The sequence below is a fragment of the Arthrobacter sp. B6 genome (assembly GCF_001663775.1).
Lineage (GTDB): Bacteria > Actinomycetota > Actinomycetes > Actinomycetales > Micrococcaceae > Arthrobacter.
In genome coordinates this window covers 1,754,956-1,774,112 of sequence record NZ_KV467168.1, presented here as the reverse complement: position 1 = coordinate 1,774,112, position 19,157 = coordinate 1,754,956, and the positions used below count along the sequence as shown (strand labels likewise).

Genomic DNA, 19,157 nt, shown 5'->3' with positions numbered 1-19,157 from the left:
GAAAACCCTACCAATCCGGGCTGACAGTCTGCCGCCCTGTGGGGGAATAGTAAAGACCCCCCATGCACCCGCCAGAGCCCGTCTACCCTTGCTACCTTCCGGTCCTGGGGGAGTTCAACAGGATGACGCCACATGAGGGGCCGCAGATCAGTTTACCCGAACTTTTGGCGTGCCTCGAACCGGCCTCAAACCCCACGCCAGCCGTCCACCGGCCAGCTCATGAACGCGGGCTCTTCATAGGGGTGGGCGGTGCGCAGGGCCAGCACTACGGCGTCGAGGAGCGCACCCTCGACCGCACATTCGATCCTGTCCTCGGCCACCTCGGTGGGCTTGTTCACGTCCCCGACAAACGGCGCCGCTCCATCCCGTGCCGTGAAACGCCCTGTTCCCGCGGTGACGAATGAGCAGTGTGAATAGTTACCGAGCCGGCCGGCCCCGGCGTCGCCGATGGCAGCCAGGACCGCCTCGGTGTGGGTCCGGGGAACATAGGCCACCAGCATGTGGAGCTGTGTCATGGCTCCATCGTGCCAAGGCGCCGAAGGTAACGGGAACACATTTCATTGCTTATCCGGCGGGCAAGCCCGATCATGGATATGTACACCGATTGGGGCAATCTCAAGGTTGTGAGCTGCGGGGCCTGGCTGGAGGGCCGGACCCGGCAGCTCAACGGTGTTTCCGGAGGAATGGACGCATTGGGGGCGTCCATTTTGACGTTAATGAATTCTTCGATGGCCTGGGCTGGACCCTCGTGGCTTTTGGGTTCAGTGGCCGCACGAACAGGCGCTTAGGGCCCAATTGGGCGTTGCCGAAAAGTTCAGGTAGTCTAGTATCTGCTTTTGATTCAGAAGCAGCTGGAGAATTCGCCTAGCGGCCTATGGCGCACGCCTGGAACGCGTGTTGGGTTAACGCCCTCGGGGGTTCAAATCCCCCATTCTCCGCCAGCCAGAAACCCGGTCCTGACCATGTCAGGGCCGGGTTTTTGCATGTCCCGCGCACGAACCCACGCCTCACCGGATCGTCGATCACGCGCCGTAGTGGCCTAGCCTCCGGAGCCGCCGCCGGGCTGCCTGTTCGCTGGGACCCGGCCCCCGTCCAAGGGCGAGATGCACGACGCCGAGAGTCACCTTGGTTGCCAGCTTCACCGGGAGGGGAAACGGGCCCAGCCGCGCCGGCTCGAGGCCCAGCATCCGGCGGTACTTCGGGTCGAGGCTGTAGACGGCGCCGGCGAACACCACTTGGTAGCCCGGGCGCAGCAGGGGGTGCAGGGGCGGGTGACGGATAAACTCGACGGTCTCGGCAACGCGGCTGTCCGCGAGCAGCTCACCGCTGTCATACCAACGGTCCAGTTGCCTGCGCATGTCGGCTTCCGTGAGCGGCGGGTCCTCTACCCCCATCAGCCGTCCGGCCTGTGCCCACTCATGGACGTAGGCGTCCGGGCCGCCGGGGATTTCGCCTCCCCAGATCTTGTGCGCCGTGAGGAAGGCATCCACGAAGGCTATGTGAACCCAGCGGGCAACCTCCGGATCGTTGGCGGAGTAGCTCCGTTCGGTGCCGCGCACGTCGCTGTAGCTTCCGTGGACGGGCTCGTGCAGCCGGCGAACCCGGGCGGAGGCCTCGTCGGCGGCGGCCATGGAACCATACGTGACAGTGAAGATCCACTGGATGGTGCGCGCCAGCCGACGGAGGGGATCCTCGCGGAAGTCGGAGTGTTCCAGGATTCCCGTCAACGCGGCGGGATGCAGCGCCTGCATCAGCAGGGCGCGGATCCCGGCCACGATGGGGGTCATGGAACCGTGCACAGCCCAGACGGCCGAGCCCGGCAGGTGATAGCCGGCGTCGTTCCCCTCTGCCAGCCGCGGCACCCAGCCTGGCAGCACGTCAGGGCTTCCCGTGAACACACGTTTGAGCTCGCCCTGCCATTTCCTGAGGAAATTGCGCATACCACCATTCTTGCTCAGGTACTGGCGGACAGTGGACCCGCGCAGAACCACATATTGTCCGCAGTGGTGCTGAATCGGGGTTCACAGGTCCAGGGCTTTGTGGTCCCATGAGAGGGTAAGTCCGTCCGGAGATCTGGGGTCTGACGGGCCAACCCGGGAGTAAATGAGTGGGCAATCATTGGGGATCCGGCCGCGACAAGGAGTCCGCAGGACCCTGCGCTGTCACGGTTCGCGCGCTGGCCGCGAGTGCCACTGTTGCCTTGTCCCTTTTTGCCCTGGGAATTCCCGGAACGCCCGTGCAACCGGGCACGCCTCCGGCACCGCGCGGGGCGGGCAGCGTGGGCCTTCCGTTGCTCGCCGGTGGTTTCCAGACTGACAGCCGGGCCCTGGTCGCGTTCAGCCGAACGATCGTTACTACTACTGCCAGGGATGGGCACGCCAAGCTCAACGTCGCCTCCGCCGCCCTCAGGCGCCCGCCGGAGGGGTTCCTGATGTCACCCCTGGAAGCGCTCAGGTCAAGCTCGCCATTCGGCTTCCGGATCAGCCCCATTTCCGGAGCCGCAGGGGACTTCCACCTCGGCCAGGACTATGCCGCAGGCTGCGGCACGAGGGTCTATTCGGCCGACGCCGGTGTGGTCCGTGCCGCCGGGTGGCATCCATGGGGCGGCGGAAACCGGGTGGAAATCGACCACGGCAACGGGCTGATCACCACGTATAACCACTTGGAGGCGATCGCCGTCCGGACGGGGGATTCCGTGCAGGTGGGCCAGGTCATTGCTCGGGTGGGCACCACTGGTTGGTCAACGGGCTGCCACCTGCATTTCGAAACCATCCTCCACGGAAAACACACCAGCCCCCTGAACTGGACCCTGCTCCCCACCCGTCAGCTGGACGAGCTGGGGGACATAGTGATGGTCAATTACGACGGCAAGGCCACAGCGGCGCCGCGCTGGGCCATCCCGGTCGCCCACGACCACAGCCACGCCGTCCTCAACGGAGAGCAGGAACTGACCGAGGCGCCGCAGCCGGATCCGGCGCCGACAACAGGGTTGGCTTCAGGAGCTGTCGAAACAGCCACTCCGTCGCCGACAGCGACAGGGGTGCCGACAGCGACAGGGTCGCCTACAGAGCCGGTCACGGCGGAGCCTACGACGACGGCGGAGCCCAGCACGACGGCGGAGCCCACCACGGCAGAGCCAGGCACGACGGCGGAGCCCGCCCCGGAGGAGCCTGCCCCGATGGCGGAGCCCGGCACGACCGAACCAGGCACGACTGAGGAGCCCGCCCCGATGGCGGAGCCCAGCACGACCGAGCCAGACACGACGGCGGAGCCCACCACGACGGCGGAGCCCACGACGACGGCGGCGCCCACGACGACGGCGGAGCAAGATACGACGACGGCGGAGCAAGACATGACCGCGGAGCCCGGCACGACGGAGGAGTCCCCCGCCGCGGAGAAGCCCACGACGACGGCGGAGCAAGACATGACCGCGGAGCCCACCGCTCCGGAGCCGACCACGGCCGAGCCCGCTACAACGGAGGAGTCCATCACGACGCCGGAAGAGCCGCCGGCTGCAGATTCCTCAGCGGCAACGTCTACAACGAAGGAGCCGCGCCGCAAGGCACTAACAGAAAACTCCCAGATTTGACCCGTACCCTTGATGGTTGGCAACGAATCACCTGCATGACCAACCTTTCAAGGACGGCGCTGTGACTACCCTGCACAACATTCCCCTCACCCTCAACGACGGCACTGAGACTGACTTCGGCCGGTTCAAGGGAACAGTGGTCCTCGTGGTGAACGTGGCGTCAAAGTGCGGTTTCACGCCCCAGTACACCGGACTTGAGACTCTCTACGAGAAGTTCCGGGACAGCGGCTTCGAGATCCTTGGAGTCCCCTGCAACCAGTTTGCCGGCCAGGAACCCGGCAGCGACAGCGAGATCGCCGAGTTCTGCGAGCGGAACTTCGGTGTGACCTTCCCGCTCACGGCCAAGGCAAACGTGCGGGGCAAGGACCAGCATCCGCTGTATGCGGAGCTGACCAAGTTCAGGACCGGCGTGCTGCCAGGGCTGGTGAAATGGAACTTTGAGAAGTTCCTGGTGAACCGCGATGGTGACGTAGTGGCACGCTTCGCCCCCTCCGTGGAACCGGACTCCGCCGAAGTCATTGATGCCATCGAAGCGGCACTGGCGGCGTCTGTCGTTAAGGAAAACCCGAGCGGGCTTTCCGCACCGTAAAACTTTTAGCTTTTTCCAACTTGGCCGCGGCAATTTACCCAAAATTTGCCAATTGTCTGATTGGATAAAGGTTACTGAAGGGTAGAAGGGAAACGCCGTTTCCCACCGACCACAGAGGCAGCAATGGAGCACATCGAGGCCGAACATCCCCGGCCACGCCACTTCCTACTCCACCTGAGCGACCCCCACCTGATGGGAGGTCCAGACCCCCTATATGGCGCAATAGACAGCGAAGCCAAGCTCATCCAGCTCTTCGACGAGGTCCGGGCGTCCGGTGCCCGGCCCGAGGCCGTCATCTTTACGGGTGACCTGGCTGACAAAGGCGACCCTGACGCCTACGCGAAGCTGCGCGCCATCGTTGATCCGGCGTGCGAAGACCTCGGCGCAAAGGTCATCTGGGCGATGGGAAACCACGACAACCGCGCCAACTTCCGCGCAGGGCTGCTGGACCAGCCCGCCAATGACGACCCCGTCGATCACAGCTACTTCATCAATGGCCTGCGAGTGATCACCATGGACACCTCTGTCCCCGGTTATCACCACGGCGAGCTCAGCGAAGCCCAGCTGGACTGGCTGAGCGGCCAGCTGGACACTCCCGCGCCGGACGGCACCATCCTGGCACTCCACCACCCGCCGGTCCCGTCCGTCCTGGACCTCTCCGTGCTGGTGGAACTGCGCGACCAGGCAAGGCTGGAGGCCGTGGTCCGCAACTCGGACGTCCGGACCATCCTCGCCGGGCACCTCCATTACTCAACCACGGCGAGCTTCGCTGGAATTCCCGTCTCAGTGGCCTCTGCGACGTGCTACACCCAGGACCTCAACGTTGCTGTGGGCGGCACCCGCGGCCGCGACGGCGGCCAGGCGTTCAACCTGGTCCACGTCTACGAGCATACGATCGTCCACTCGGTGGTTCCGCTCGGCAGCACACCCACCGTGGGTGAGTACGTGGCGCCGGAAGCGACAGCCAAACGCCTGGCCGCCGCGGGCATCCGGATCCCCGAGAAGGCAAAGACCGCCGGGGCTGCCAAGATTGGACTCGGATCCAGGATCTAGCGGGCCCGCCGGTTTAGACCCTGCCGGCCTCAGATCTCCCAGGGCGCCTTGATGGGGTAGTACTTCTCCAGGAAATCGGTCACCAGCTGCGCCCGCTCGTCGGCAGGGACCTCCGGGAAACTGCCGTCGTTCAGGCAGAAGAAGTCAACGTTCCGCTTGGACAGCAGCTTGGGCAGGTAGTTCAGGCCGGTGCGCATGGTGGTGTCCACGTAGCGCACTTTGGCTGCCGTCTGGGTGACGGCCCGGCCCGTGAGCAGCGCGTAATAGTGGTAGAAGGAGTTCGTCACCGAGATGTTGTCCGCGGCGCGGAACCGGCTGGCTGCCGTCTTGCGGAACTCTTCGGGGAACTCCCGCTCCATCCGGGCCACCACACTGCGCCGCAGGGGTGCGGCGGAGTGCTCAAGGTGCCGTGTGGTGATCCGTCCGAAACGGTTCCACAGCAGCTTCCGGTTCACGCGCGCGGCGTTCTCGAAGCCGCTGCGTTCGGCATCGTTGTCGCCCAGCCCGATCCGGGTCTCGGCTTCGATGAACTTGGTGATGCCGCCAGGGGTGAAGAACATGTCCGGACCGACGGGCCGGCCAAAGAACATGTCGTCATTGGAGTACAGGAAGTGCTCTGAGAGCCCTTCGATGTTGTGAAGTTGGCATTCCACCGCCTGCGAATTGTGCGTGGGCAGTACCGACGGATCGGAAAAGAACTCCTCGCTGCGGACTATGGTCACGGACGGGTGTTCGGCGAGCCATGCGGGTGCAGGGGAGTCGGTGGCGATGAAGATGCGCCGGATCCACGGCGCGAACATGTAGACCGAACGCAGGGCGTACTTGAGTTCGTTGATCTGCCGGAAGCGGGCTTCATGGTCGTCGCCTTCGCCGAGAACCACGCCCTGCTGCTGGGCACGGCGGGCCGCAATGTATTCCGGTGAACTGCCGTCAACCCAGGAGAACACCAGATCGATGTCGAAGCTGATGTCGCTTGCGTGGTCCGCGAACATGTTCTCGATGGTGGGCCAGGTGTGCCCGTACCGTTCCACGGTTCCGCGGACGGCGTCCTGCGTCAGCATGGTGCGGCGCGTGAGGGAATTTTCGATGGGCAGGATCAACTGGTCGCGTTCGAAGCTCCACAGCTCAATCTGGACACCCGCCGAGGAACCGAATTCGAAGCCGCCGTCCGGTTCAACACGGGGACGGTAAAGACGGAAAATGCGGGCTTGGCGGTTGGGGGAGAGCTCGCCGTCTGCCACCAGCACGGAGGACTTCTTTTTCGCATCCACAGTCATGGAATACACGGGTTCGTTGCGGCAGGCCTCCACCAGGGCGGCGCGCAGCTTCTTCCGGTCCTTCCAGTCCAGTGCAATGACGGGGCGGTCACTGTTGCCGCGGACCAGGAGGTAGTCCAGCCCGGCGCCGGCCAGCACGTTGCGCAGGAACAGCAGGTCCTCCACCATCGCCTGGTAGGGCGTCCGGTTGTGGTTGATCAGGGCATACCTGCCCTTGTGCCGTACGACGTCGGGACGGTGCTTGAGGCGCGCCTCAGCGGCAGGCGACGTCACCTCCGGATGGGCACCTGTTTCTACGGACGCCTGGCCGCCGTAATAGATTTCATCCTGAACCGGTGTTTCTGTAATGGTTTTCTCCGCAGCTAAGTGGTAAGCGTTCTAACTTGCATAATAACCCTGCCAGTGAAACGGCAGGTTTCGACCCGGGCGCATCAAGCTTTGGCAGGCCCGGCAGCGGCTCAGTTTTCGAGCGCTTCGCGCCAGCTGCGCAGGAAGGCTGCGCCGGCGTCGTCGTGGATCACGTCTTCTCCCAGCCCCAGGTCCACCGCCGTCAGGACGGGGTAGGGTTTCTGCGGAACGCCGTCCGCAGGGCGGACGTCCACATGCTTCACGGCGTGATCGTTGTGGTGCAGCCAGTCTGCCATGGCATAGTCAGTGCGGGAATCCCCCACCGTCCGCCAGGCCTGCGGGGTGATGCCTTGGGCGGCCAGGAGTTCAACCGCGCGGCTTGCGCCAAGGTCCTTGCCGAGCCGCACCGACTCGATGTCCGTGGAAATGATGGTGGGGTCAACTCGGTAGTCCACCTCGTCGTCGGAATTCGGTGCGTGGTGGTCCAGCCGGACCACGCCCAGGCCGTGGCGGGCCATCAGTCCCATGGCGTCGGCGTCGAAGAGCTTCTGCTCGGCCAGGTAGTCGGTGTTGGCCACTTCGATGTGCTGCTCCACGGACACCATGGCCCGTTTGGTCTCGTCGAAGAACATGTGCGCGGAGTAGTCCTCGGCCACCAGCCGGCGGACGTCGTCGCCGTAGGCGGCGGGCACGGCAAGCTCATGGTCCACATGGATGGGTCCCGGGCCCGCGGCGGTATAGCTGAACCAGACGGCGCCCTTCTCGCAGATGGCGTGGATGATGGTTCCGGCGGGTATTCCGGCGGTAATCATCGGTCCCATCACCTGTTCCCGGATGAACGTGTCCGAGCGGCCGGTGTTGAAAATGACGGGAATCCCCGCGGTGGCCAGCGCAACCAGGTCGGCGATGATCCCGGGCTGCACGTCCCGGCTGACGGGGCTGGCCACCGGACCGTCGACGTCGAGCAGCAGGGCCAGGGGCGGAGCGGACGGCAGGCGGACGCCGGGCGTGGTGCCGGCAGGGGATTCAGTCGCAGTCATGCCTCCATTGTGTCAGCCGGGCAGCCGGGCCCACGACGGCCGCTGAAGTTCCCCGCATGTGACAGATGGTCACTGTTTGGCTACAACCTTCCAATGGTGCCGGTGAGGCACTTCTCATGTGCTGCAGAGGTGCCTAGGGTGGCATGGTGATATTCAAAGCTGTGGGCGAGGGTCGCCCTTACCCCGACCATGGATTCAACACGCCCAAGGAATGGGCCTCGCTCCCGCCCCGTCCCGTGCGCCTCGACGAACTGGTGACCACCAAGCGGACCCTGGACCTGGAAGCCCTCCTGGCGGAGGACTCCACGTTCTTCGGCGACCTTTTCCCGCACGTCGTGCAGTACCAGGGCACCCTCTACCTGGAGGACGGACTGCACCGCGCCGTCCGCACCGCGCTGCACCAGCGCACCGCCATCCACGCCCGCGTGCTGGTCATAGATGGCTAGGAAACCCAAGGACGCCAACGTCCTGCACGGCCACCACGTTGTTACCGGCCCCGAACTGCGGGCCACGTTCGAAGCTGCAGGCGAGCCGGACAACCCTATCCGGCTGCGCCGCCGCGTGGTGCACGGTGTGGTTCTGGTGCTGCTGCTGGGCCTGATCGTGGCGGCGGTCATCACCGCGCTGGCGATCATGGACGGCCGGCTCAAGCTTCCGACGACGGAGGCCGGCGACGAACCCGCAGCCGTCTGTCCCGCGGCCACCTTTGACTACAAGCCCAACGACCAGATCAACCTCAACGTCTACAACTCCACCAGCAGGCCGGGCCTGGCCCGGTCGGTGGCGGACGAGTTCCTCGCCCGGAAGTTCGTGGTGGGTGCCGTGGCCAACACCGACGCCGGCTACCGGGGAGTTGCGGCTGTGGTGTCCGGGGCGGCCGGCCAGTCCGCTGCCTTCAGCGTCCAGCGGAACCTGCCGGGTTCGGACTACTTCCAGGACGGCCGGACGGACGCCAGTGTGGACGTGATCCTGGCCGGAGACTACGAGGCACTCACCGCGCCGGAGCTCGTGGACCAGACCCCCGGCCAGCTCAGCTGCCCGCGGGAAAGCCGGCGGATCGCCGACGACGACAAATGGCCGGTCATTCCGACGGCGGGCGCCACCCCCTGACAACCCTCCCTGGCCTGTCGGCAACCGCGGTGGCGCAACTCAGCCGGCCACCGCAGGGAGGGGGCTGACGCGCACGGGCCGGCCGGCGTCGTCGAACCTTGCCCCGGCACCGAGCTGGATGAAACGCACCGTGCGGGAAATCCGCGCCTCCAGCTCCGCCGGCTCATCACTTCCGCGGGCCGCGCTGGAAGACAGTGTGCCGTGGATCAGCTGTGCCTCCTGCCGGATGTCCGCTGCCGGCAGGTAGCCCTGCTCCATGCCGTCACGGAGGATTCCCTGCAGCAGGACGCTGAGCTCACCCACGTGGTCCGCCAGTTTGGCAAAGGACGACGGCGACAGCACCGCCGCCATCGCAGGTCCCGGCGGCAGGTGGCGCCGGCTGAGGTCCTCCACCTGGGCGCGCACGTACAGGGCCAGCCGGTCCACCGGGTTCTCCAGCCTGCCCAGTGACTCCCGCAGTTCGGCAAGGAACCGTTCGGTCTCGTCCAGGGCGTAGGAGATGAGGAGTTCTTCAATGTCGGCGTAGTAGTTGTAAACAGCCGTGCGGCCCACGCCGGCGTGCCGGGCTACGTCCGTCATGGTCAGGCCGGGCAGGCCATGGGTGAACAGCAGCTCCCCGAAGGCCGTGAGGACACGGCGCTGCGTCTCTGCGCGTTGCGCGGCATTGCTGGCCGCCGAAATCCTGGGCATGCAGACACTTTATCGCGATGTGTCACTAAAAATCCCGCCAACACGGCGCGAACGTACAGTTGAGGCCCAGAAATCACGACGCGGATGGGGCCTTAACTGTACGTTCGCGCAGGGTGGTTCAGTCCAGATCAGACAGCGCAGCCGTCCGGGCCGCACGCCTGGCCGTCGGCGGCATCAACGAGCACCAGCGGGTGGGCGTCCTGCCAGGCCTGATCAAGGGCCGCAGCAAACGTTTCGGGCGACTGGGCTCCCGACAGTCCGAACTTCCGGTCGATCACGAAGAACGGGACACCACTGATGCCCAGGGCGCGCGCTTCCTCGAAGTCGAAGCGGACGTCATCGGCATACTTGTCGGTGGAAAACAGTTCCTCAACCTCGGGGGCGTCCAGGCCCAGGTCCTGGCCCAAGGCAGTAAGGTATCCCCGGCTGCCGATGTCTTTGCCATGCTCGAAGTGGTCACTGAGCAGCCGCTCCTTCGCCGCGTCCTGCTTTCCATGCGCCGCGGCAAGGTGGATCAGTCGGTGGGCGGTGAAGCTGTTGGCCACAACCACTTTGTCGAAGCGGTACTCCAGCCCCTCGCCCAAGGCCAGCGTGGCAACGTGTTCGAACATCTCGGAGACCTGCTGCGGAGCCAGGCCTTTGCGGGTGCTCAGGTAGTCGAGCTCGGTGCCCTCATAATGCTCGGGAAGACCGGGATCCAGTTGGTAGCTGCGCCACTTCACCTCGACGGAATCACGGTGCGGGAACTCTGCCAGGGCGGCTTCGAACCGGCGCTTGCCGATGTAGCACCACGGGCACGCGACGTCTGACCAGATCTCAATCTCCATGCCTGCCACAACCCTGGCCGTCCATAGGCCATTCCCCGAGGGCAGTGTCGGATTTGTCACACCGGGGTCTTGAAATGGGAACCGCACGGGGCGATAGTCGGTACAACAGGTTAAGCAGTAGCCTCACAGAACAAGCCCAGTTGCCAGCTTGGGGGAATCTGGCCCTGCCATCCTCCCGGAGGCACAAGCATGCGAATAGGACTAGTTGTAACACCATGGATTCCAATCCCACCCGTTGGCTACGGGGGCATAGAGCGGGTTGTTGACTCGCTTGCCCGGGGATTCATCGCCGCAGGGCATGATGTGTTGTTGGCCGCAGCGTCGGACAGTACGTGTCCCGCACCTTTGGTACCAGGCATGAGGCCGTCACAACGGGCCGAACTCGGGTTCACGCTCTCAGAACTCAGCCACGTCCTCAGGGCCTATGAAGGCCTGGGTGGCGTGGACATCATCCACGACCACACCCTGGCAGGCCCGCTGGTTGCCCGGAGGCCTGCCGGCGTTCCTGTGGTGACGACCATCCACGGCCCGCTCGTTCCGGCTTCGGCTGACGTGTACCGTGCCATGGCTGCCGACACCGCCATCATCGGAATATCGCGCGACCAGACGTCCCACGTGCCCGATGTCCCGGTTACACGGGTCATCCACCATGGAATGGACGTCGCTGCCGTGCCTGTCGGTTCAGGAAAAGGCGGCTATGCCTGCTTTGTCGGCAGGATATGCGCGGACAAGGGTGTCCTTGAGGCAATCCACATCGCGCGCAGGGCAGGCATCCCGCTGCGCATCGCTGCCAAGATGCGCGAACCGGACGAGGTAGCGTATTTCCGCGCCGTCATCGAGCCGATTCTTGGGTCCAACGAGGAATTCCTGGGCGAGCTGGGGGACACAGACAAGTACCGCCTCATGGGTGAAGCGATGGCGTTCCTAAACCCCATCCAATGGTCCGAACCCTTCGGACTGGTGATGATTGAGTCCCTTGCGACAGGCACTCCGGTGGTGGGAACCCCCATCGGCTCCGCACCGGAGATCGTGGACCACGGAAAAACCGGCTACCTGGGCCCGACCGAACAGCTGCACAGTTTCCTTCCCCTCGCCGCAGCGCTGGACAGGTCGCACTGCAGGGACCGGGCGTTCCAGCTGTTCAGCACCGAACGAATGGTCACCAAACACCTGGACCTCTACGCAAAACTGCTGGAAACGGGTCACACTGCGGCGAGCGGCAGCGACGGGCGCTCAGGGAACAGCGCGTTCCAGCACGAAGTCGTGTTCCACGGTGGCTCCCAGCCTGAATGACTTGGAGCCAACCTTCCGGAAGCCCGATTTCCCGTAGAAACGGATGGCACGTGCGTTCTGGCTGTTCACGCCCAGCCAGACGCCGGACCCGCCGGCCGCCGCGGCCGCCTGCAGGCTGGCGTGCATCAGTTCCGCCGCGGCGCGCAGCCCATGATGGTCCGGATGGACGTAGCACTTGCTCAGCTCCACCGAGGGCACCAGCGTCAACGCCGAGGCAACCTCAGGGTCCTGGGCCGGCCGGTTCACCAGCAGGCTATAGCCGCGGAGGGCACCGTCTGCGTCAATCACCAGGACCGTGACGTCAGGGTCGGCCAGGTAGTCCTGGAAGTGCCTTTCGCTGAGCGTGTTGGCCAGGTGCGCCGCAATGTCCTCCGAAGACGACGACGGCGGGCACGCCAGCGGGAAGGTGACTGCCGCCAGCGCGGCGAGCGGGCCGGCGTCGTCCGCTGTTGCTCTTCGTATGGCTGAGGTCATGCAGGGATCTTATGTGCCTCGCTCCCGAGTTTTTGTCCAGATAACGTCCCCAAAAGGCACTTTTGCTCGCGTTATCTGGACAAAAACTCCTAGGGGCTACTGCTTGAAGGCTGCGTCGAAGGAGGTGTTAGAGGCGGGGAAGTCGAACTTCTTCAGGGCTGCGAGGGCTTCGGGGGCGCCGTGGAGCCGGTCCATTCCCGCGTCTTCCCATTCGACCGAGATGGGGCCGTCGTAGCCGATCGCGGCAAGGGCGCGGAAGGAGGATTCCCACGGCACGTCGCCGCGGCCGGCGGAGACGAAGTCCCAGCCCCGGCGGGGGTCGCCCCACGCCAGGTGGGAGCCCAGGACGGTGTTCCGGCCGGTGGGGCGGAGCTTGGTGTCCTTGCAGTCCACGTGGTAGATCCGGTCCTTGAAGTCCCAGATGAAGGAGACGGGGTCGATGCCCTGCCACATCATGTGGGAGGGGTCCCAGTTCAGGCCGAACGCGGGCCGGTGGCCGATCGCTTCGAGGGTGCGCACGGTGGTCCAGTAGTCGTAGGCGATCTCAGAGGGGTGGACTTCGTGGGCGAAGCGGACGCCGCATTCGTCGAAGACGTCCAGGATGGGGTTCCAGCGGTCGGCGAAGTCCTGGTAGCCGGCGTCGATGACTTTTTCCGGGACGGGCGGGAACATGGCGACGTATTGCCAGATGGAGGAGCCGGTGAAGCCGACGACGGTGTCCACGCCCAGTGCCTTGGCGAGCCGGGCGGTGTGTTTCATTTCCTCGGCGGCACGCTGCCGGACACCTTCCGGGTCGCCGTCGCCCCAGACCTTCGCCCCGACGATCGCTTCGTGGCGGAAGTCGATGGGGTCATCGCAGACGGCCTGGCCTTTGAGGTGGTTGGAGATGGCCCAGACCTTGAGGTTGTACTTGTCCAGGACAGCGAGTTTGGATTCGACGTAGCCGGGTTCGTCCCAGCGCCAGGCGTCCAGGTGGTCCCCGGAGACGGCGATTTCCAGGCCGTCGTAGCCCCAGCCGGACGCCAGGCGCGCGACTTCCTCGAACGGAAGGTCGGCCCACTGGCCGGTGAACAGGGTAAAGGGGCGGGGCATGTCAGGCTCCTTCTGGGACGGTGACGGGGGTGGTGCTGCCTTGGAGATGGATCGTGGAGCTACGCTCGGCGGCGGATTCCTCGATGGCGTTCAGGATCCGTTGGACTTCCAGGCCGTCCTCGAACGACGGCGTGGGCGGGGTCCCGCCGTCGACCGCGAGCAGGAAGTCGCGGATCTCGTGCGTGAAGGTGTGCTCCCAGCCGATGATGTGGCCTTGCGGCCACCACGCGTCAAGGTACGGGTGGTCGGGTTCGCTGACCAGGATCCGGCGGTAACCCTGTTCACGGGCCGGAGCCGTGGCATCCAGGAAACGGAGCTCGTTCAGGTTTTCCAGGTCGAAGAGGATGGATCCCTTGTCGCCGTAAATCTCCAGCTGCAGGGAGTTCTTCCGGCCGGTGGCCACCCGGGAGGCTTCCACTGAGGCGATTGCACCAGAGGCGAGTGACAGCGTGGCCCAGGCCGCGTCGTCGACCGTTACCTCCTCCAGCCCGGCCGCGCCGGGGCGGCGCGTGGTGAAGGTGTGTACCCGGCCGGACACCTCGGTGACCCGGTCCGCGAGCAGGAACAGGACCTGGTCGATTGCGTGCGAGGCGATATCCCCGAGCGCCCCGGACCCGGCGGTTTCCTTTTTCAGCCTCCAGGTCATGGGTGCTGTTTCGTCGGCCAGCCAGTCCTGGAGGTATGCGGCGCGGACGTGCCGGACGGTTCCCACCCGGCCTTCGGCGATGAGTTCCCTGGCGAGAGCCAGGGCCGGGACGCGGCGGTAGTTGAACCCCACCATCGACTGGACACCCCTGGCCCGGGCCGCCTGCGCCGCTTTGGTCATGGCCTCGGCCTCGGCCAGGGTGTTGGCCAGCGGCTTCTCCAGCAGCACGTGCTTGCCGGCTTCGAGGGAGGCAGTGGCGATCTCGGCGTGCATCCAGCCCGGCGCACAGATATCCACGATATGGATGTCATCCCGCTCCAGGACAGTGCGCCAGTCCGTGGCCGTCTCCGCCCAGCCGTACTTCCCGGCGGCTTCCTGGACCCCGGCGGCGTCGCGGCCCACCAGGACCTTCTGCTCAAAGGCGGGCACGTCGAAGAAGCTGGCCACATTCCGCCACGCGTTGGAGTGGGCCTTGCCCATAAAGGCGTAGCCGATCATCGCGACACCCAATGGACGCTGCTTGTTGGTTGGGGAGGTCATGATCACACGTCCTGGAGTGTTGCGGTTTCGGGTGCCCAGTCTTCCGGGAGGGCTGGGGATGCGGGGGCGGAACTGGCGACGTCCACAAAGGTGCCGGTTTCCATGGATTCGGTGATTGAGACCATGCTGTCCAGGACGTGGTAGGCGAGGTTGCCGGTGGCGCGGTGGGGGACGCCGGTGCGGAGGGAGCGGGCCATGTCCAGGACGCCCATGCCGCGGCCGTTGACGGGGCCGGTTGCCGGGATGGTGGTCCAGTCCTGGTCGCCTGCCCGCCACAGCTTCAGGTCGCCGTCAAAATTGTTGGGGTCCGGGAGCGAGAGGGTGGCCTCGGTTCCGGTGATCTCCACGAATCCCATCCGGGCACGCGGAGACTCGAAGGAGAAGACGCTGTGGGACGAGGCGCCGCTTTCGAACTGGGCCATGGCGGAGACGTGGGTGGGCACCTCGACGGTGAACTCCTCGCCGGCCTTGGGTCCGGAGCCGATGACGCGGACGTCCTTGGCTTTGGACCCGACGGCGGCGACCTTCCGGATGGAGCCGAAGGTCTGGACCAGGGCCGTGAGGTAGTACGGGCCCATGTCGAAGAGGGGTCCGGCGCCTTGCTGGAAGAGGAACGCCGGGTTGGGGTGCCAGGATTCCGGGCCGGGGGTCTGGAAGGTGGTCATGGCAGTCAACGGGGTGCCGATGTCGCCGCGTTCAATGAGTCGCCGTGCGGTCTGCAGGCCCGCGCCCAGGAACGTGTCCGGCGCGCAGCCCAGGCGGATCCCGGCGGCGTCGGCGGTCTTGAGCAGGCCGAGTCCGGAGTCGCGGTCCAGGGAGAAGGGCTTCTCCGTCCAGACGTGCTTGCCGGCGTTGACGGCGGCCGTGGCCACCTCGACGTGGGCTGCCGGGATGGTCAGGTTGACGATGATTTCGACGTCGGGATGGTTCAGTGCCGCGTCCACCCCGCCCCACTCGGCGATGCCGTATTCCTTGGCGCGGGCTTCGGCGGCCGCCTCGAAAAGGTCGGCGATGACGTGGACCTTGAGGTCCGGGAAGATCGTGAGGTTGTCCAGGTATGCCTTGGAGATGTTGCCTGCGCCGATGACGGCGACGCCGACCGGGCCGCGGCCCGTGGGTGCCTCGCCTGTGCCTGCTGCGCCGCTCATGCCTTTGCGCCTTCGGCGGTGTTGGATTCTGCCGTGTTGGATCCGGCCGCGTTCAGGTAGGCGAGGCTCTCGGCGATGCCTTCGAAGATGTCTCCGGCGTAGTCGTCGAACTCCACCACTCCGACTTCGAGGGACTTCGCGGCCGCGATCACGTCCAGGACCGCCACTTTGCCCTTGCCTGCCGGCAGTTGTGCCTTGGTGTCCGTGTTCAGCGGGCCGTCCTTGATGTGGATCAGCTTCACGCGGTCCCCGAGACGGGCGAGAATCTCCACGGGGTCCTGACCGCCGACAGCCACCCAGTAGGTGTCCACCTCGAGGACAAGTTCGGGGTCCAGCAGGTCCGCGAAGTACTCCAGCGCGGTGCGGCCCTCGATGATGGACTCCAGCTCCCACTGGTGGTTGTGGTAGCCCACGCGGATCCCGTAATCGGCGCCCTTCTTGGCTGCGGCGTTGAGCCCGGCCGCGGTTGCCTGGACGTCCTCGGCCGACTGCCAGCGGTCGGCCGCGATGAAGGGATCGATTACCGTGGTGATCCCCAGTTCCTTGGCGGCGGTAAAAATCTGGTCCTGGTCCTGGCTGAGCAGCGGTGCGTGCCCGGATGGGGCGGTCAGGCCGTTCTCCTTCAGCGCAGCGCCGAGCTCTTTGGCGGTGGCCACGAAGTTGTAAGGCTCCACCTGGGTAAAGCCGATGTCCGCAACTCTGCGGATGGTGCCGGGCAGATCCTCCTGCATCGCATTGCGCAGGGTATAGAGCTGGATCGAATAGTTCATGGGTTCTCCTGACGAAAGACGGGTCCCCCCTAAAGCTAGGACCACTTTTGTCGACCGTCAAGCAAAAGTAGGATGTTTGGCGATAATCTTTTTTTGGCGTGACATGCAGAAGAACGGTGTGTTATTCATGAACTATGAGCCTCACCCCCGGAACTGTGTCCGCCAACCCTGACGGCGGCGGCAACCTGGCGCGTGCCGGTGACCTCTTCCAGCTCCTGCGGGACGGCAAGGCGCGGACCCGCGCGGAGCTGGCCCTGACAACCGGCCTCGCTCGTTCCACCGTCGCTTCCCGCATCGACGCACTGATCGCGTCGGGCCTCGTGGGAGCGGCGGGGGAGGCGAACTCAAGCGGCGGCAGGCCGCCGTCGCGCTTTGCCTTCAACCCGGCGGCACGCGCCGTCCTGGCCGTCGACGTCGGCGCCACACACGTGATTGTTGCCGTGACCGACCTCGGCGGACGGGTCCTGGCGGAGCAGCGGCTGGCGCAGGATGTGGCCGACGGTCCCGAGCCGGTGCTGGGCAGGGTCGTCAAGGAAGGACTCGCGCTGCTGAAGCAGGCCGGGCGGGGCCCGCTGGATCTTGCCGGGGTGGGAATCGGCCTTCCGGGCCCCGTGGAACATGCCACCGGCAGGCCCGTTAAGCCGCCCATCATGCCGGGTTGGGACGGGTTCGACGTCGTCACTCACGTCCAGCGCTCGCTGCCCGTGCCCGTGCTGGTGGACAACGACGTCAACATCATGGCGCTGGGGGAGCGGACGGCGCACTGGCCCGAGCACGAGAATTTCCTGTTCATCAAGGTTGCCACCGGCATCGGCTCAGGCATCATCAGCAACGGCGAATTGCAGCGCGGTGCCAACGGGACGGCGGGCGACCTGGGCCACGTCCGGGTCCCGCGCGGCGACGATGTGCTGTGCCGGTGCGGGAACTACGGCTGCCTGGAGGCGCTCGCCTCCGGACCGGCCCTCGCCGCGGAACTCACCCGTCAGGGGGTGCCGGCGTCAAAGGGCAGCGACGTGCTGCGGCTGGTCGCCGGCGGCAACCTGCAGGCTGTCCAGGTCCTGCGCCAGGCTGGCCGGGACGTGGGCGACGTTCTGGCCACCGTGGTGAACCTGCTCAACCCTTCGGTCATCGTCATCGGCGGGAGCCTGGGCCAGGCAGGCGAACACCTGATGGCCGGCGTCCGCGAGGTGGTCTACAGGCGGTCCCTGCCGCTGGCCACTTCACACCTGCGGATAGCGCAATCGACGGCCGGAGACCAGGCCGCGATCCTCGGCGCCAGCCACTTGGTCACCCAGTTTGTGCTGTCGCCTGCAGCGATTGAGGCCACCCTCCAGGCCGCCGGCTAGCTCCTGCCTACGGGGTGATCACGCGAACAGGTGAACCGGCAAGCCACGCCGTGACGTCCTCGAATGCTCCGCCGTAGAACTGCCGGTAGCTTTCGGTGGTGACGTATCCCAGGTGCGGGGACAACACCGTGTTGGGGGCGGTGAGGAGCGGATGGCCCGCAGGAAGCGGTTCCTGGTCGAAGACGTCAAGGGCCGCTCCGCGGATCCACCCCCCAGCCAGCGCACGGACCAGCGCGTCCTGGTCGACCAGCGGCCCGCGGGCCGTGTTCACCAGGATGCCCTCGGGCCCCAGGAGCCGCAGTTCCGGCTCACCCACAATGCCCTCGGAACGTGCAGACAACCGCAGGTGGAGGGTGGCGACGTCGGAATTCCGAAAAAGCTCCTCCTTGCTGACCCTCTGCACACCGGCCTCGGCGGCAGCATCATCGGTGAGGTTTTGGCTCCAGGCGAGCACCTCCATCCCAAAGGCCTGGCCGTACGTGGCGATCCTGCGGCCGATCTTGCCCAGCCCCACGATGCCCAGTGTCTTGCCGGCCAGCTCGAATCCCACCGTGGTTTGCCACGAGCCGGCCCGCAGCGAGTTCTCCTCGGCAGGGACGTTCCGGGCAGCCGCGAGCAGCAGGGCCCACGTCATTTCCGGTGCCGCGGCAGGGGACCCGGCGGTGCCGCACACGGTGATGCCCAGTTCAGCGGCGGCAGCGACGTCTATGGAGGCATTTGCCATGCCAGTGGTGACCAGCAGCTTCAGTGCGGGCAGCTTCTCCAGCACTGAGCGGGGAAAGGGGGTCCGCTCGCGCATGGCGATGACGATTCCGACGTCCGCGAGGGCCGCCACCAGGGCGTCTTCGCCGGTGAACGGCTCCCGGAAGGCGGTGACGGAGACGCCGTCCTGTTCGAGCGCGGCCCAGTCGGCGAAGCCGTGGGCCACACCCTGGTAGTCGTCCAGGATGGCAAGCCGCTGCTGCATGTCTGTTCCCTTCATCACACTGTCAGACCTTGCTGGTCGAGGGCATGGGCTTATCGTAGCCTCGGCGCCCCGGCTGCCGAGGGCCGGTGCCGCGCGTCGTGAGTGGCTTCTGGCCGGGGTCCGGAATGCCTGGATCCTGCTCGCCTGTCCGTGCTGACGTTCTTCCCCTGCAGAACCCTCGCCGTGCGGCGGGTGCCGAAGGGCCGCTGACGCGTCCCGCCGTCGTCGTCTCTTCCCGTCACCGGCAGCGCCCCACCCGTCCCTGCACCCTGGCCTCCGCACCCTGGCCCCGGCGCGAACGTACACTTCAGGCCCAAAGAACAGCGCGAACGTACAGTTGAGGCCCTGGAATCCGCAG

19 protein-coding genes, 1 tRNA gene and 1 other RNA gene are annotated in these 19,157 nt (G+C 65.8%); 8 read left to right on the top strand and 13 right to left on the bottom strand.

From position 1 onward, the window contains the following. Nucleotides 1-48: 48 nt before the first annotated feature. Nucleotides 49-145, bottom strand: an RNA gene (gene ffs, locus AU175_RS07685) — signal recognition particle sRNA small type. Nucleotides 146-185: 40 nt separating this feature from the next. Beyond that, nucleotides 186-515, bottom strand: a complete 330-nt coding sequence (locus tag AU175_RS07680) for a hypothetical protein (RefSeq protein ID WP_066287178.1) — start codon at nucleotides 513-515, stop codon at nucleotides 186-188. A gap of 338 nt (nucleotides 516-853) precedes the next feature. Here AU175_RS07680 and AU175_RS07675 point away from each other — a divergent pair. Continuing rightward, nucleotides 854-941, top strand: a tRNA-Ser gene (locus AU175_RS07675). An 81-nt stretch (nucleotides 942-1,022) separates the two neighbouring features. Here AU175_RS07675 and AU175_RS07670 read toward each other — a convergent pair. Further along, nucleotides 1,023-1,940 (bottom strand): oxygenase MpaB family protein, encoded by a 918-nt coding sequence (locus tag AU175_RS07670; protein ID WP_066287176.1) that lies wholly within the window; start codon nucleotides 1,938-1,940, stop codon nucleotides 1,023-1,025. Between the two features lie 167 nt (nucleotides 1,941-2,107). Between AU175_RS07670 and AU175_RS07665 the strand changes: the two genes are divergently transcribed. The 3 genes from AU175_RS07665 (at nucleotide 2,108) to AU175_RS07655 (ending at nucleotide 5,231) form a co-directional block, all read left to right on the top strand. Further along, nucleotides 2,108-3,589: a M23 family metallopeptidase gene (locus tag AU175_RS07665; protein ID WP_082979053.1), complete on the top strand. Its 1,482-nt coding sequence runs from the start codon at nucleotides 2,108-2,110 to the stop codon at nucleotides 3,587-3,589. Between the two features lie 61 nt (nucleotides 3,590-3,650). After that, nucleotides 3,651-4,178 carry a glutathione peroxidase gene (locus tag AU175_RS07660; protein WP_066290764.1) on the top strand — a complete coding sequence of 176 codons (528 nt, stop codon included), beginning with the start codon at nucleotides 3,651-3,653 and terminating at the stop codon, nucleotides 4,176-4,178. 123 nt (nucleotides 4,179-4,301) lie between these two features. Next, nucleotides 4,302-5,231 carry a phosphodiesterase gene (locus AU175_RS07655; protein WP_066287173.1) on the top strand — a complete coding sequence of 310 codons (930 nt, stop codon included), beginning with the start codon at nucleotides 4,302-4,304 and terminating at the stop codon, nucleotides 5,229-5,231. Between the two features lie 29 nt (nucleotides 5,232-5,260). On the opposite strand, the gene AU175_RS07650 is transcribed toward AU175_RS07655, so the two are convergent. Together AU175_RS07650 and AU175_RS07645 are read right to left on the bottom strand one after the other, a co-directional pair. Beyond that, nucleotides 5,261-6,676, bottom strand: a complete 1,416-nt coding sequence (locus AU175_RS07650) for a stealth family protein (RefSeq protein WP_066290758.1) — start codon at nucleotides 6,674-6,676, stop codon at nucleotides 5,261-5,263. A gap of 290 nt (nucleotides 6,677-6,966) precedes the next feature. After that, nucleotides 6,967-7,896 carry a hypothetical protein gene (locus AU175_RS07645; RefSeq protein WP_066287172.1) on the bottom strand — a complete coding sequence of 310 codons (930 nt, stop codon included), beginning with the start codon at nucleotides 7,894-7,896 and terminating at the stop codon, nucleotides 6,967-6,969. 146 nt (nucleotides 7,897-8,042) lie between these two features. On the opposite strand from AU175_RS07645, the gene AU175_RS07640 reads away from it, so the two are divergent. Both AU175_RS07640 and AU175_RS07635 read left to right on the top strand, forming a co-directional pair. After that, nucleotides 8,043-8,342, top strand: a complete 300-nt coding sequence (locus AU175_RS07640; protein ID WP_197497139.1) for a type II toxin-antitoxin system VapB family antitoxin — start codon at nucleotides 8,043-8,045, stop codon at nucleotides 8,340-8,342. Further along, complete coding sequence (locus AU175_RS07635) at nucleotides 8,335-9,006, top strand: LytR C-terminal domain-containing protein (RefSeq protein ID WP_066287169.1); 672 nt, start codon at nucleotides 8,335-8,337, stop codon at nucleotides 9,004-9,006. The genes AU175_RS07640 and AU175_RS07635 overlap by 8 nt, the downstream gene beginning before the upstream one ends. Nucleotides 9,007-9,045: 39 nt before the next feature. Here AU175_RS07635 and AU175_RS07630 read toward each other — a convergent pair whose 3' ends face one another. Together AU175_RS07630 and AU175_RS07625 are read right to left on the bottom strand one after the other, a co-directional pair. Next, nucleotides 9,046-9,696, bottom strand: a complete 651-nt coding sequence (locus AU175_RS07630) for a TetR/AcrR family transcriptional regulator (protein WP_066287166.1) — start codon at nucleotides 9,694-9,696, stop codon at nucleotides 9,046-9,048. A 128-nt stretch (nucleotides 9,697-9,824) separates the two neighbouring features. Beyond that, nucleotides 9,825-10,523: a DsbA family oxidoreductase gene (locus AU175_RS07625; protein ID WP_066290757.1), complete on the bottom strand. Its 699-nt coding sequence runs from the start codon at nucleotides 10,521-10,523 to the stop codon at nucleotides 9,825-9,827. Between the two features lie 189 nt (nucleotides 10,524-10,712). Here AU175_RS07625 and AU175_RS07620 point away from each other — a divergent pair, with 189 nt between their 5' ends. Next, nucleotides 10,713-11,816, top strand: a complete 1,104-nt coding sequence (locus AU175_RS07620) for a glycosyltransferase family 4 protein (RefSeq protein ID WP_082979052.1) — start codon at nucleotides 10,713-10,715, stop codon at nucleotides 11,814-11,816. On the opposite strand, the gene AU175_RS07615 is transcribed toward AU175_RS07620, so the two are convergent. The 5 genes from AU175_RS07615 to AU175_RS07595 form a co-directional block, all read right to left on the bottom strand. Further along, nucleotides 11,757-12,290: a GNAT family N-acetyltransferase gene (locus AU175_RS07615; protein WP_066287165.1), complete on the bottom strand. Its 534-nt coding sequence runs from the start codon at nucleotides 12,288-12,290 to the stop codon at nucleotides 11,757-11,759. The two genes, AU175_RS07620 and AU175_RS07615, sit on opposite strands and share 60 nt — an antisense overlap. A gap of 96 nt (nucleotides 12,291-12,386) precedes the next feature. Beyond that, nucleotides 12,387-13,382 (bottom strand): sugar phosphate isomerase/epimerase family protein, encoded by a 996-nt coding sequence (locus tag AU175_RS07610; protein ID WP_066287163.1) that lies wholly within the window; start codon nucleotides 13,380-13,382, stop codon nucleotides 12,387-12,389. Nucleotide 13,383: 1 nt separating this feature from the next. Continuing rightward, entirely contained in the window at nucleotides 13,384-14,568 is a 1,185-nt protein-coding gene (locus AU175_RS07605; RefSeq protein ID WP_066287161.1) for a Gfo/Idh/MocA family protein, read from the bottom strand. A 2-nt stretch (nucleotides 14,569-14,570) separates the two neighbouring features. Then, nucleotides 14,571-15,716: a Gfo/Idh/MocA family protein gene (locus AU175_RS07600; RefSeq protein ID WP_066287160.1), complete on the bottom strand. Its 1,146-nt coding sequence runs from the start codon at nucleotides 15,714-15,716 to the stop codon at nucleotides 14,571-14,573. Further along, nucleotides 15,713-16,486 carry a sugar phosphate isomerase/epimerase family protein gene (locus AU175_RS07595; protein WP_066287159.1) on the bottom strand — a complete coding sequence of 258 codons (774 nt, stop codon included), beginning with the start codon at nucleotides 16,484-16,486 and terminating at the stop codon, nucleotides 15,713-15,715. Before AU175_RS07595 ends, AU175_RS07600 begins: the two co-directional genes overlap by 4 nt. A gap of 134 nt (nucleotides 16,487-16,620) precedes the next feature. Here AU175_RS07595 and AU175_RS07590 point away from each other — a divergent pair, with 134 nt between their 5' ends. Next, entirely contained in the window at nucleotides 16,621-17,832 is a 1,212-nt protein-coding gene (locus AU175_RS07590) for an ROK family transcriptional regulator (RefSeq protein WP_066287157.1), read from the top strand. Between the two features lie 7 nt (nucleotides 17,833-17,839). Here the strand turns inward: AU175_RS07590 and AU175_RS07585 are convergent, their stop codons facing one another. Beyond that, nucleotides 17,840-18,799, bottom strand: a complete 960-nt coding sequence (locus tag AU175_RS07585) for a D-2-hydroxyacid dehydrogenase family protein (protein WP_066287156.1) — start codon at nucleotides 18,797-18,799, stop codon at nucleotides 17,840-17,842. Nucleotides 18,800-19,157: the final 358 nt, after the last annotated feature.

Coding starts and splice junctions, on each gene's coding strand:
- AU175_RS07680 (WP_066287178.1), bottom strand. CDS start 515: ATGACACAGCTCCACATGCTGGTGGCCTATGTTCCCCGGACCCACACC.
- AU175_RS07670 (WP_066287176.1), bottom strand. CDS start 1,940: ATGCGCAATTTCCTCAGGAAATGGCAGGGCGAGCTCAAACGTGTGTTC.
- AU175_RS07655 (WP_066287173.1), top strand. CDS start 4,302: ATGGAGCACATCGAGGCCGAACATCCCCGGCCACGCCACTTCCTACTC.
- AU175_RS07650 (WP_066290758.1), bottom strand. CDS start 6,676: ATGGTGGAGGACCTGCTGTTCCTGCGCAACGTGCTGGCCGGCGCCGGG.
- AU175_RS07645 (WP_066287172.1), bottom strand. CDS start 7,896: ATGACTGCGACTGAATCCCCTGCCGGCACCACGCCCGGCGTCCGCCTG.
- AU175_RS07635 (WP_066287169.1), top strand. CDS start 8,335: ATGGCTAGGAAACCCAAGGACGCCAACGTCCTGCACGGCCACCACGTT.
- AU175_RS07630 (WP_066287166.1), bottom strand. CDS start 9,696: ATGCCCAGGATTTCGGCGGCCAGCAATGCCGCGCAACGCGCAGAGACG.
- AU175_RS07625 (WP_066290757.1), bottom strand. CDS start 10,523: ATGGAGATTGAGATCTGGTCAGACGTCGCGTGCCCGTGGTGCTACATC.
- AU175_RS07620 (WP_082979052.1), top strand. CDS start 10,713: ATGCGAATAGGACTAGTTGTAACACCATGGATTCCAATCCCACCCGTT.
- AU175_RS07615 (WP_066287165.1), bottom strand. CDS start 12,290: ATGACCTCAGCCATACGAAGAGCAACAGCGGACGACGCCGGCCCGCTC.
- AU175_RS07610 (WP_066287163.1), bottom strand. CDS start 13,382: ATGCCCCGCCCCTTTACCCTGTTCACCGGCCAGTGGGCCGACCTTCCG.
- AU175_RS07605 (WP_066287161.1), bottom strand. CDS start 14,568: ATGACCTCCCCAACCAACAAGCAGCGTCCATTGGGTGTCGCGATGATC.
- AU175_RS07600 (WP_066287160.1), bottom strand. CDS start 15,716: ATGAGCGGCGCAGCAGGCACAGGCGAGGCACCCACGGGCCGCGGCCCG.
- AU175_RS07595 (WP_066287159.1), bottom strand. CDS start 16,486: ATGAACTATTCGATCCAGCTCTATACCCTGCGCAATGCGATGCAGGAG.
- AU175_RS07590 (WP_066287157.1), top strand. CDS start 16,621: ATGAGCCTCACCCCCGGAACTGTGTCCGCCAACCCTGACGGCGGCGGC.
- AU175_RS07585 (WP_066287156.1), bottom strand. CDS start 18,799: ATGCAGCAGCGGCTTGCCATCCTGGACGACTACCAGGGTGTGGCCCAC.